10 protein-coding genes and 1 pseudogene are annotated in these 12,363 nt (G+C 70.6%); 3 read left to right on the top strand and 8 right to left on the bottom strand.

Translation table 11 applies throughout. The features are described 5' to 3' along the window. The first annotated feature begins 60 nt into the window (after nt 1–60). The 3 genes from RWP81_RS08230 to RWP81_RS08220 all read left to right on the top strand — a co-directional run bounded on the left by RWP81_RS08230 (nt 61) and on the right by RWP81_RS08220 (nt 3,971). Nucleotides 61–1,143, top strand: coding sequence for an ABC transporter permease (locus RWP81_RS08230; RefSeq protein WP_314454665.1), 1,083 nt, complete (start codon nt 61–63; stop codon nt 1,141–1,143). Nucleotides 1,144–1,202: 59 nt separating this feature from the next. Beyond that, nucleotides 1,203–2,192: an ABC transporter substrate-binding protein gene (locus RWP81_RS08225; RefSeq protein WP_314454671.1), complete on the top strand. Its 990-nt coding sequence runs from the start codon at nt 1,203–1,205 to the stop codon at nt 2,190–2,192. 315 nt (nt 2,193–2,507) lie between these two features. Next, the gene (locus tag RWP81_RS08220; protein ID WP_314454661.1) at nt 2,508–3,971 is read left to right on the top strand and encodes a mannitol dehydrogenase family protein; all 1,464 of its coding nucleotides are present in this window, start codon (nt 2,508–2,510) and stop codon (nt 3,969–3,971) included. 187 nt (nt 3,972–4,158) lie between these two features. On the opposite strand, the gene RWP81_RS08215 is transcribed toward RWP81_RS08220, so the two are convergent. From RWP81_RS08215 to RWP81_RS08180, 8 genes and pseudogenes are all read right to left on the bottom strand, one after another. Beyond that, nucleotides 4,159–5,334 (bottom strand): serine aminopeptidase domain-containing protein, encoded by a 1,176-nt coding sequence (locus RWP81_RS08215; protein WP_314454659.1) that lies wholly within the window; start codon nt 5,332–5,334, stop codon nt 4,159–4,161. Next, nucleotides 5,331–6,254: a hypothetical protein gene (locus RWP81_RS08210; protein ID WP_314454656.1), complete on the bottom strand. Its 924-nt coding sequence runs from the start codon at nt 6,252–6,254 to the stop codon at nt 5,331–5,333. The genes RWP81_RS08215 and RWP81_RS08210 overlap by 4 nt, the downstream gene beginning before the upstream one ends. Next, complete coding sequence (locus RWP81_RS08205) at nt 6,251–6,682, bottom strand: hypothetical protein (protein ID WP_314454653.1); 432 nt, start codon at nt 6,680–6,682, stop codon at nt 6,251–6,253. Before RWP81_RS08205 ends, RWP81_RS08210 begins: the two co-directional genes overlap by 4 nt. Before the next feature lie 35 nt (nt 6,683–6,717). Continuing rightward, on the bottom strand, nt 6,718–7,314 hold the full coding sequence (locus RWP81_RS08200) for a helix-turn-helix transcriptional regulator (protein ID WP_314454650.1): 597 nt from the start codon (nt 7,312–7,314) through the stop codon (nt 6,718–6,720). A 282-nt stretch (nt 7,315–7,596) separates the two neighbouring features. Next, entirely contained in the window at nt 7,597–9,249 is a 1,653-nt protein-coding gene (locus RWP81_RS08195) for an alpha-amylase family protein (RefSeq protein ID WP_314454647.1), read from the bottom strand. Nucleotides 9,250–9,534: 285 nt separating this feature from the next. Beyond that, entirely contained in the window at nt 9,535–10,506 is a 972-nt protein-coding gene (locus tag RWP81_RS08190; RefSeq protein WP_314454668.1) for a LacI family DNA-binding transcriptional regulator, read from the bottom strand. A 242-nt stretch (nt 10,507–10,748) separates the two neighbouring features. Then, nucleotides 10,749–11,636: a hypothetical protein gene (locus RWP81_RS08185; RefSeq protein WP_314454644.1), complete on the bottom strand. Its 888-nt coding sequence runs from the start codon at nt 11,634–11,636 to the stop codon at nt 10,749–10,751. A 70-nt stretch (nt 11,637–11,706) separates the two neighbouring features. Beyond that, nucleotides 11,707–12,363: pseudogene (locus tag RWP81_RS08180) on the bottom strand (hypothetical protein); the annotation flags it as partial.

Genomic DNA, 12,363 nt, shown 5'->3' with positions numbered 1-12,363 from the left:
CACCTCCATGGAAGAACTCGTCGGGCTCATGACCGGCGCCGTCACGAAGGACGACCAGAAATGAGCCTCACCAGCCCCCCGACCGAGACCGTGGCCATCGGCACCCTCGACAACCAGAAGGCGAACCCGGTCGCGGCGGTGCTGCGCACCCAGGCCTTCCAGATCCTGCTCGTGCTGCTGGCGATCATCATCGTCTTCAGCATCCTGGCGCCGGAGTCGTTCGCCCAGTGGTCGAACTTCCGCCTCATCATCCAGAACGCCTCGATCCTCGCCGTGCTCGCGGTCGGCATGACCTACGTCATCATCACCGCCGGTATCGACCTCTCGGTCGGCTCGGTGCTGGTGTTCTCCGGCGTCGTCTCCGCGCTCGTCATGCGCGCTCTCGGGGGAGAAGGGTGGGGTGTCGCGACGGTCGGAATCATCGTCGCCGTGCTGAGCGGTGTCTGCTGGGGCCTGCTCAACGGCTTCCTCATCGCGAAGGCGAAGATCCCGCCGCTCATCGTCACCCTGGGGTCGCTCGGGATGGCGCTGGGTCTCGCGCAGATCCTCACCGGTGGTGTCGACGTGCGCGACGTGCCCACCGTGCTGACGGTCTCGATCGGCTACGGCAACGTGTTCGGATCCGTGCCCATCATCAGCGTCATCGCCCTGGTCGTCGTCATCATCGGCGCCATCGTGCTGCACTACACCCGCTTCGGGCTGTACACCCTCGCCGTCGGATCGAGCGAGATCGCCGCCCGCCGCGTCGGCGTCAAGGTCGACGCGCAGCTGATCAAGATCTACACGATCTCGGGCGCACTGGCCGGGCTCGGCGGCATCCTGTCGCTGTCGCAGTTCTCCACGACCGCCATCGCGGGGCAGACCCAGACGAACCTCAACGTCATCGCCGCGGTCGTCATCGGCGGCACGTCGCTGTTCGGCGGCGTCGGCACGATCATGGGCACCGTCGTCGGCCTGTTCATCCCGGCGGTGCTGCAGAACGGGTTCGTCATCACCGGTGTGCAGCCGTTCTGGCAGCAGGTCGCCGTCGGCGCGGTGCTGATCACGGCTGTCTACGTCGACCAGGTGCGCCGCACCGCTGCGACTCGCGGCAACACCCAGAGCCTCTGGCGCAAGTTCATCAGCGGAGGTCGGCGCGGCTGAGCCGCGGCGGCATCCCTCCCTCCCACCCCTCCCAACCCGACACAAGAACGGTGATCACAATGAAGTGGAACAACAAGGCGACCGCACTGACGGTCTTCGGCATGGCAGCGACCCTGACCCTCGCGGGCTGCTCCGGTGGAGCAGCGTCCGGCGGTGCCTCGGGCGGCGCCGAGGACGGCTACAAGATCGCGTTCGTGCAGGGCGTCGCCGGGGATGAGTTCTACATCTCCATGCAGTGCGGCATCGGAGCCGAAGCAGAGAAGGAAGGCGCCACCGTCACCACCCAGGGTCCCGAGAAGTTCGACCCCACCCTGCAGAAGCCGATCGTGGATGCCGTTGTGGCCTCCCAGCCCGACGCGCTGCTGATCGCACCGACGGACGTCTCCGCCATGCAGGCGCCGATCGCCGCCGCCGAGGCCGCCGGGATCAAGGTCGTCCTCGTCGACACGACGCTGGAGGACCCCTCGGGCGCGGTGTCGCAGATCTCGAGTGACAACGAGGGCGGCGGGGCGGCCGCGTTCGAAGCGATTCAGGAGGCCAACCCCGACGGTGGCAAGGTTCTCGTGGTGTCCACCGACCCCGGTGTCTCCACCACCGACGCCCGCGCCCAGGGCTTTGAAGACGCCGTCGCGAAGGACAGCAAGTTCGAGTCGGTCGGGGTGCAGTACTCGCACAACGAACCCTCCACCGCGGCCGAGATCGTGACTGCCGCTCTGCAGAAGGACCCCGACATCGTCGGCATCTTCGCCGCCAACCTGTTCGCCGCCGAAGGCTCCGCCACCGGCGTCCAGCAGGCCGGCAAGCAGGGATCGGTCACCATCGTCGGCTTCGACGCCGGCCCCGCCCAGGTCAAGGCCCTCGAAGCCGGCACCGTCCAGGCCCTCGTCGCCCAGGAGCCCGCCACCATCGGCTCCGACGGCGTGAAGCAGGCCATCGCGGCGCTGAAGGGCGAAGCGACGGAGGAGAAGATCCAGACCGGCTTCACCATCCTGACGAAGGACAACATCGCCACCGACGGCGCCGACGCCGTCTACAAGTCCAGCTGCTGAACCCACCGGATGCCGGGACCCTCACGCTCACGCGAGGGTCCCGGCATCCACCCCTATCCCCGGTTTTGGGGCGCACTTCTCGCTTTGGGGCGCAAGATCCACGCCCCAAGCGGCAGCACCCGCCCCACACCCCGGATGCCGCCACTCCGGGCCCCCGCGGCCGGGACTGCCCCATCACGCGAGGGGGTCCCGGCATCCACCCCCTCCCCTCAGGGATTGGGGCGGATTCCTCGCCTTGGGGCACAGGATTCACGCCCCGAAACGACAAACTCGCCCCAAATCCCGCCCGCCGCCCCACCACCCCCGGAGCCACGCATGACCGATCTCACCGCCGACGCCCTCTCCTCGCTCGCGGCGAACGTCTCCGTGCCGACCTACGACCGTTCCGCCGTGCGCTCGCGGATCGTGCACTTCGGCGTCGGCGGGTTCCACCGCGCGCACGAGGCGATGTACCTCGACCGCCTGCTCGAGGCCGGCCACACCGAGTGGGGGCTGTGCGGGGTGGGCGTGCTGTCGTTCGACGCCCCGATGCGCGATGCCCTCGCCGCGCAGGATGACCTCTACACGCTCGTGACCACCGCCCCCGACGGCTCCTCCACAGCCCGCGTGGTCGGCTCGATCGTGCAATACCTCTTCGCCCCCGACGACCCCGAGGCCGTCGTCGCCAAACTCGCCGATCCCGACACCGCGATCGTCTCGCTCACCATCACCGAGGGTGGCTACGGCATCGACGACGCGACCGGCGCCTACGCGCCCCGCGACGAATTGACCCTCGCCGATCTCGACGGCTCCACTCCCCCGCGTAGCGTCATGGGTCTGCTGACCGAGGCCCTTCGTCGACGCCGGGATGCCGGCATCCCCGCCTTCACCGTCATGTCGTGCGACAACATCCAGGGCAACGGCCACGTCGCCCGCGCCGCCCTCCTGGGCTTCGCCGAGCGCCGCGACTCCGAGCTCGCCGCCTGGATCGCCGAGAACGTGTCGTTCCCCAACTCCATGGTCGATCGCATCACCCCGGTCACCACCGATGAGACACGTGCCGCGGTCGCCGAAGAGTTCGGCATCCGGGATCGCTGGCCCGTGCGCTCGGAATCGTTCGAGCAGTGGGTGCTCGAAGATGCCTTCCCCGCGGGTCGGCCCCCGTTCGACGAGGTCGGCGTGCAGCTCGTCGCCGACGTCGAGCCGTACGAGCTGATGAAGCTGCGCCTGCTCAACGCCTCGCACCAGGCGATGAGCTACCTCGGGATCCTCTCGGGCGCCGAGTACGTGCACGAGGTGTGCACCGACCCGCTGTTCGTGTCGTTCCTGCAGGGGTACATGCACCACGAGGCCATCCCCACCCTGCGGCCGGTGCCGGGCATCGACCTCGATGCGTACTGCGACCAGCTCATCGAGCGGTTCGGTAGTGAGGCCATCCGCGACACGCTCGCGCGACAGGTCGTCGACGGCTCCGACCGGCTGCCGAAGTTCCTGTTGCCGGTCGTGCGCGAGCAGCTCGCCGCGGGTGGGCGCATCGACCACGCCGCCCTCGTCCTCGCGGGCTGGAGCGTCTTCCTCGAGGGACGTACCGAGTCGGGCGAGCCGACACCCGCGGTCGACAGCCGCCTCGACGAGCTGCGCGCGATCGTTGCCGCGAATCCCGCGTCACTGCTCGACTACGCGCCCGTGTTCGGCGACCTCGGGCAGAACGCCCGCCTGCGCGAGGCATTCCTCGTCGCGCGCGCTTCGCTGTCCGAGCGCGGGGTGCGCGGGGCGATCGCCGAGGTCGTCGGCGCCTGAGGGCAGCGGGTGGGCGGGTTCGGTCCCTTCGACGGGCTCAGGGGCCTCCGCGCGCACGGGTATCCGCGTCCACCGGGCCCTTCGACGGGCTCAGGGACCTCCGCTCACGCATGGGGGACGGCGACCACCGGGCCCTTCGACAGGCTCAGGGGCCTCCGCTCGTAGGGAACGCGGATCCGAGGCGGACTCAGGCGCCAGAGACCGTCTTCCGGCGATCACGCGCGTCCGCCCGCGGCGACAGCGTCCGCAAGAATCCGGCGATGGCCTCATGGAACCGCTCGGGTTCTTGGTTGGCCTCGTTGCAGTGACCGCTCGCGTCGAACGCGACCAGCTCGGCATCCGGATGCCGTTCGACGTACGCGACCGATCCCGAGAACGGCACCACCGGGTCGACACGGCTGTGCAGGATCCGCGTCGGGATGCGCGGTCCGGGGCGATGCCCGCCCACCCAGGTGAGCGCGCGGGCGTCGACCGTCTCGATGAGGCCGAGCGCACGGGCGCCGATGGGGCTGCCCAGCACGCGCATGGCCGCTGCAGCGATCGAGCGCGGGAGGTGGGCCCCGGCGACGGCGTTCTCGACGACCCGCGTCCAATCCAGCGCCGGTGCGACCAGCACGAGCCCGGTCACCGTGCCGCGGTGCGGGGACTCCTCGAGCGCGAGCATCGCGATCGTCCCGCCCATCGACCACGCCACCAGCACGATCTCGCGGGCGCCGCGCGAGATCGCGTACGAGATCGCGTCGTCTACGTCGCGCCACTCGCGCGTCCCGAGGCTCGAGGGAAGGGCGTCGGCGGGCGCGCATTCCTCATCGCCCGCGTACGACACCACGAGCGACATCCACCCGGCATCCGTCGGCGCCGGCGCCGAACGCAGGGCGCCGTTGCGACTGGAGCGCAGACCGTGCACGTGGATCGTCCACCGCCCGTCGGCCGTCTCGCGATCGCCGATCTCCCACGCCTCGGCGGTGCCGCCGCGACGGAGCGGAACGGCGACGTGGCGGGTGGGGCCGACGTCTTCGGGGGCGCCGATGTTCTGCGACGTCCACGCCGCCACGACATCGCCGTCGCCGAGCCCCGGCGGCCGCGTGAGGATCGAACGGACGACCCTGTCGCCATCGATCCGCACGATGTCGCCCACCAGCAGGTGCGAACCGTCGTCGAGGCGCAATCCGTAGGTGCCGGGTTCGCGACTGTCGACGGTCGCGGGCACCGACACCGTGTCGCCCTCGATCGTCACCGGCGCGAACACCTTCGGCGCGCGCGGCGCGATGAGGCGGCGGGCGACATACCCGGCGAGGGCGGTGTGGGCGGCGAGCACCGTGCCCGCGACGACCGCGGTGCCGACGGCGATGGATCGGATCATGCACGAACTCCCGTGGGCTGTCGAGTGAGATGGGCGTCGACGTCGTCGAGCAGTGCGCGCTGCCCGGCGGTCAACGGCGACGACGTGGCGATCGCGGCGTCTTCGACGGCGACCCGCAGCGCATGCAGCCTGCTGTCGACGGGGGCGTCGGGCGCGACGGTGGAAAGACGCTGCACGCCGCGCTGGCGCGCCAGATCGCCGAGACGACGCAGCAGCGTCTCCCCCCGACGGCGAATGCACCTCGCCGCGCGCGACGCCCGCAGCATCCCCACGACGAAAGCCACGACACCGAGGTAGAACAGGGGGTCGAAGAGGGCGCTCACCACGTCGTTCGGCTGGAAGAACCGGGTCATCGTGAGATCGACGATCTCGCTGAGGCAGCCGAGGACGATACCGACCGCGCCCGCGCGGAAGAACGGCCGCACACCGGGGAGCGACCCCCTCGCCGAGCGGAAGAGGAGCGCCCCCACCAGTGCGATCCCCGCCATGTGCACGACGCCGTAGAGCCACGCGCCCGTCGAGGTGACCGCCGCGTTCTCGACGAAGCGGAACGACGACGACCCGCGCTCGGGCATCGCGACGAAGAAGACGACAGCGAACAGGATGCCGAGGACCGCGGGGAAGCTCCACCTCAGCGTGTGCACCCGCGCGGTGACGGGGGCGGTGCCCGCCTGGATGCCGAGCCACAGCGACACCATCGTGAGGATGTTCTGCACGAGCTTGAGCACGTTCGTCCCACCGAGCAGCGCGTCGAGCACCGGAAGGGGGACGATCGTCCCCTGCGTGAGCAGCGCGACCACGCCGATCAACGCCCCCAGCCAGCTGATACGCGCCCGCGGGAACCGCCATGCCGCGCGCGCCCGGCCGACGACGACCGCCAGGAGTCCGGCGAGCGCCACGTCGATGAGGACGACGGTCACCACGATGACTCGGCGACGCGCGGAGTGCCGTACAGGACGCGGGCGATGACATGAGCGACGTGCTCGGCGACCAGTTCGGCCTCGAACTCGGGGGTGGTCAGGGTGGGGTCGTCGTGAGGCGACACCGAGGACCGCTCATGGAGCGCGCCGTTGCAGTGCTCGTCATCGAGCAGGTGGCCGAGCTCGTGGGACGCGGCGAACTGGCGGTAGAGCGCCGGATCCGACGCGCGGACGTGGATGCTGCCCTCGCGCCGATCGGCGAAGACGGTGAGGAAGCCGGTGAGCGTGCCCCACCCCCGGGTGTCGGTTTCTTCCACCACGCGGAGGCGGATGCCCACGGCATCCTCGACGGCGCGGACGATGCTGGCGAAGTCCATGCCGCCCGTGATGCCGGCCCGCTCGACGGCGCGATCCGTGCGCGCGCGCACGCGCCGCATCATCTCGCCCGCTTCGTCGCCGCTGCTCATCGCGTGGGCGGCCCGCTACGCAGCGACTGGGCGATGGCCCGCAGGGCATCGGGAGACATCTGCCCGAGGGCTCGGAACTGGATGCTGCTGGCACCCGCGGCCCGCATGGCCTCGCGCAGTTCGAGCTCCGCCTCCGTGCGGTCGGTCACCGTCTCGTCGGTGTAGTCCGTCAGGTACTCGGTGGGGACGTCGGCCCAGTGCGTGATGAGGCGCAGCACCTCTTCATCGAGGACCACGGTGTGCGAGGCGGCGGCGAGCAGCGTGCGGGCGTTGTCGGCCAGCAGCGGGTCGATCTCGTCGAGGTGACGCACCAGATCGTCTTCGGTGGCGGCTTGGCTGTCGATCAGGCGGCGGACGCGGGTGACCAGCGGACCCGCGGGCACGCGCATCTCTACGCGCGTCGTCGTCTCGGGGCTCGCGACCTCTTCGGGCGTCACGCCGAGGGCGGCGGCGAGGGCCTCGATGTCGTTCGTGTTGTACGGCAGCGAGAATCCGGCGCGGGACTGGTAGTAGCTCTTCGTCATCCCGGCGCGACTGAGCAGCTCGCCGACGGTGAGCCCGTTCGCTCTCCGCAGGCGGTCCACATTCGCCACCACTCGACGGGAGTACCGGGAGGGTGGTCCGACAGCGCCGCGACCCACGTGTCGATCGTAGACGACGCGGACACGCCCGAGGATTGTAATTACGAGCAGCAGACGGGTGCTATTTACGAGGTGCTGTGCTTGTATGGAACGAGACCGCGAGCGAGAGGGTCGGGGGGACCCGCCGCTCGCGAGGGCCGGACGCATCGCCGATCGGCCCATCTCCGCGGCGGGCGCGGCGTCATCGGGGGGCGTCGCGCTCGCTCGCTCACCCGCCGCGCCCGCCGTCGAGGCTCAGGCGATCCGCCGCTCCCCCGGCCGGATGACCCGCCACCACCGGTGCCCGTACCCGTCGAGCGATACGTCGAAGCCGCCGCGCTCGAGCGTCTCGGCGCCGGAGTCGTCATCGAGCAGGTTCACGACGCTCCAGCCTTCGGCATCCGCCCCCTCGATCTCGAGGCGGAAGGTGCGACCGTCGGGCGCGAAGTTGTGCGCGGCGACGAACATGCCGAGCTCGCTCGTGACCGAGTGCGCCAGCACACACGTGTGCGGTTGATCCAGGATGCCGAGTTCCCCCCACCCGATCTCGGGCGAGGCGCGGTAGTGCCGCACGAGGTTCTGGACGAATCGCAGCATCGAGTCGGGATCGTGGCGCTGCTGCGCCACGTTGACGTGCCGCGGGCCGAAGCCCCCGGGCACGACGTCGGCGATGAGTTCGTCGGCGGGCGAGAAGCCGGCGTCGTCGGCGCCGGTCCACTGCATGGGTGTGCGCACCGCCGCCCTGCTGCCCTCGATCGTGGGGTTCTCGCCCATGCCGATCTCTTCGCCGTAGTAGAGCACGGGCGATCCCGGCAGCGAGAACATGAGGCTGTAGACCATGCGGATGCGACGCGGATCACCCTCGAGCATCGAGGGCAGGCGTCGCGTGATGCCGCGCCCGTGGATGCGCTGGCCCTTCTCGGGGGCGAAGGCAGCGAAGACCTCGTCGCGCTCGGCCTCACTGAGCTGGTCGAGGGTCAGCTCGTCGTGGTTGCGCACGAAATTGCCCCACTGGTTGCCGCGGGCGATCGCGGGCCGCGACTCGATCGCCTCGCGCAGGGGCGTGGCATCCTGTCTCGCGAGGGCCAGGTACAGACGCTGGTTGGCGACGAAGTCGAACTGCATCGTCAGCTCGTCGCCGTCGGCGTCGCCGAAGAAACGCATCTGCTCGTCGTACGGCAGGTTGACCTCGCCGAGCATCATCGCGTGGCCGCGACGGCGCGAGACGTATCCGCGCAGCTCCCGCAGGAATTCGTGCTCGGGTCCATCGTCGCCGTCGATGACGAACGGCACGGCATCCACCCGGAAACCGTCGATGCCGAGCTCGAGCCAGAAGCCGATGGCCTTCGCGATTTCTTCGCGCACTTCGGGGTGGTCGGTGGCGAGGTCGGGCTGGTGCCGATAGAACGAGTGCTTGTAGTACTGACCCGCTGTCTCGTCGAAGAACCAGACTCCGTCTTCGACGTCGGGGAACATGCTTTCGGGGGCGTCTTCGGGAACATCGTCGCGCCACTGGTAGAAGTGGCGGTAGCGGCTGTCGGGGCTCGTGCGGGCCTCCTGGAACCACGGATGCCGGTCGGAGGTGTGGTTCACGACGAGGTCGACGATCACGCGCATGCCGCGGTCGTGCGCGGTGCGCAGCACCTCCACCATGTCGCCCAGCGAACCGTAGCGGGGATCGACGCCGTAGTAGTCCTCGATGTCATAGCCGTTGTCCCGCTGCGGTGAGGGGTAGAACGGGGCGAGCCACAGGCAGGTCACACCGAGCTCGGCGAGGTGGTCGAGCCGCTGCGCGAGACCGCGCAGGTCGCCGACGCCGTCGCCGTCGGCATCCAGGTACGTCTTGACGTCGAGGTTGTAGAAGACGGCGGTCTTCCACCAGAGATCGCTCGTATCGGTGAGCCTCATGCCGTCACCCCCGTCTGGGCGTCGGTGCGGCGCGGAGCATGCGGGAAGGTCGTCATCGGAGCCCTCTTCTCGGGAGCGGTGGCGGCTGGTCCCCTCCGTTGTATCCGGCGCACCTGATCGCGCGCGGGCTCTTGCCTCGGCCGGGGCGATGTGTTTCGGGTGGTGGCGCGGGCCGGGCGAAGGCGCGCGGCGGGCGGGGGCGCGTGACGAGCGGAGGCGTCACCGGCAGCCGGAGCGCGACAGCCGGCAGCCGGAGCGCGACACTGGCGCGGGGGCGCGGAAGCGTCAGAGGCGGCAGGACTCCCGCTCGACCAGCGACACGTCGATGACCGTGACCTCGTCGAGTCCGAGACCCGCGTCGGGCTCGAGGCGCGCGAACACCCGCTCGGCGGCGAGCGCGCCGATGCGGCGGGGGTCCTGGTCGATCACCGTGACGGCGGGGGTGAGCGTGTCGGCCATGGGGAAATCGCCGAAGCCGACGAAGGGCAGCGGGTTGCCGCGCAGCACGTGCGCGAGCGCCATCGACGATCGCGCGTTCGCCGAGAAGATCGCGGTGGGCGGCTCGTCGAGTGCTCGGAGCCTCTCGAGAGCGGATGCCGCGGTCTCACGGTCGGACACCTGCGAGGCCACGAGACGCTCGTCGATCTCGACCCCGGCCTCGCGCAGCGCCCGGCGCCACCCCTCGACGCGTTTGGTCTCGGTGGAGAGGTGGACCATGTCGCCGAGGTAGGCGATGCGACGGTGTCCGTGCGAGAGCAGGTGGGCGGTGGCGAGGTGGGCGCCCGCCTCGTCGTTCTCGGTGAAGGTGTCGGTCGTCAGGCCCGCGGGAGCGCGGTCGACGAAGACGATCGGGGTGTGCCCGCGCCACCGCTCGAGCCACGAGTGGTCGGTGCCGACCGGGGCGATGACGAGCCCCGTGAGCTGGCGACCCAACAGCGATTCGAGGGCGGCCCGCTCGTCGGCGGGGTTCTCGCCGAGGCTCGTGACGAGGGTGGACAGGCCGTGACGGCGGGCGGTGTCTTCGACGGCGCGCGCGATGGCGGCGAAGAAGGGGTCGACGACGTCGGGAACGGCCACGCCGATGACCGAGGCGCGACCCGCGCGAAAGGTGGTGGCGAGGGCGTTGGGCACGTAGTTGAGCTCGCGCATCGCGGCCTCGACGAGAGCCCGGGTGTCGGGCAGCACGTGGGGGTCTTCGTTGAAGACCCTCGAGACGGTCTTGGTGCTCACACCCGCGCGCTGGGCGACGTCGCGCATCGTAGTCACGAGGCACCTCCGGAACGTGGGCGAGTGGGGGCTTCGACGTGCAACCCTATCGGCCGGTCACCGTGGACCCGTGCCGGCCCGGCGACGGCCGACATCGCCCCCTGCCGCGTGAAAGGAGTGCCCGTCCGCCCGGCACCGTGGCATCCATCCCCCGCCTGCACGGGCGGGATCCTCGACCGACGGGAGTCGGGCGCGGTCATGGACGTTCCCGGTGCCGGGCGGTCGGGCGCATCTCAGCGGCCGTCGACGGCGTCGGCGAGCTCGCGCAGGCGCGGCAGGGCGCGGTTCGACAACAGGTCCTCGCGGCGGTCGGCGTCGATCGAGAGGCTGTCCTTCCACAGCGAGCGGCCGGCCATCGCGCCCGAGGCACCGTTCGCGACGGCGGTGCGCACCTGCTCGATGAAGGTCTCGTGGTCGACACCGGCCGACAGCACCGCCCACGGCACGCCCTGGGCGACCTCGGTCACGCGGGCGCTGGCCTCGGCCGAGCCCGGGTACTGGAGCTTGAGGATCTTCGAGCCGCACGCGACCGCGAGGGCGGCGCCGTCGACAACGAGGTCGGCGAACTTCGCCTTGTAGTCCTCGTCGCTCTCGTCTTCGAGCTGGTAGGTGAGCAGCTCGACGATGAGCAGCAGACCCTCGGCCTCGCAGGCCTGCACGAGGTCGCGGATCTCCTGGGCGACGCGGGAGTCGGCATCCTGCTGGTCGGGGCGCGTGTAGTAGAGCATCTTGGCGACGCTGCCGCCCATGTCGCGCACGGTGCGCGGGGTGACGCCCGGCACGAAGCGCGTGTACTTCAGGCCGTCGACGGTCTCGAAGCCCGACGCGTCGAGCCCCACGACGAGGCCGGTCTCGCGGTCGAGCACGCCGTCGTCGACGATCTGCGGCAGGGCGACCTCGGGGTCGAGCAGGATCGCGGGGGCGTGGTTGGCGAGGTGGCGCACGAGGTCGGCCTTCACCGCGGCGAGCTCCTCACGTGAGATGGCGTCGGAGCCGTTGGGTGCGTCCTTGATGGCGGCCTTCATGCCGTTGCGCTGGTCGGCGGCGACGATGAGCATGTGTCCGTCGGGGGTGCTGATCGACTGGAGCGCGCGGCGCTCGAGCGTGGTGAGTTCGTTCATGATCTCTCTTCTCTGGGGTCTTGGCGCGCGTCCGGTCGAGGGGGCGCGGTGGGGTCGGTGCGGATCGGGGTCAAGAGGGGACGGATGCCGAGACGAGCCGCCGCGCGATGTCGGCGGCTCCGAATGCGACGTCCTGCTCGCGGGTGGACAAGGACGCATCGGGCAGCACCTCGGCGCGGGCCCGGCGGACACTGGCCATACCCGCCCACCCGCCCGTGAGGGTGGAGCGGGTCGCGGGCGCGACCTCGCGGTCCATCGCGGCGATGAGGGCGGCGACCTCGTCGTTGCTGTGCCGCAGCACCGCGCCGAAGATCTCGGCCGGCGAGGCTTCGGTGTGCAGCGTCAGGCGCAGCACGCCATCGTCGTTGCGGGCGCCGGTTACCTCGATGGCGCCGGCCGGCAACTCGCCCTCGTAGGGCAGGGCCATCACCGCGGCATCCAGTTCGTCACGACCGGCGCGGTCGCTGATCCCCGCGGCGTGCAGCGCGCGCCGGAGGAGCAGGCCGGTCTTGACCCCGGCGACGAGCACGTGCTGGCCGGGCACGACGTGGCGCACCTCGTTGATGAGCGCATCGGCGAGGCGCTGCCGGGCGGCGAAGCCGAGCGGCGCGTCGAGCACGCGCAGCAGCACCTCGGCGGTGCCGAGCGAGACGTGGTAGCTCCCGGCATCCAGGGTTCCGTTGGCCTGCGCGGCGACGAGGTGGTCGTGGCCGGCGACGGTGAGGGC

Origin of the sequence: uncultured Microbacterium sp. (assembly GCF_963521695.1) — a bacterium.
Taxonomy (GTDB): Bacteria; Actinomycetota; Actinomycetes; order Actinomycetales; family Microbacteriaceae; genus Microbacterium.
This window is presented reverse-complemented; position numbering and strand designations above follow the sequence as displayed.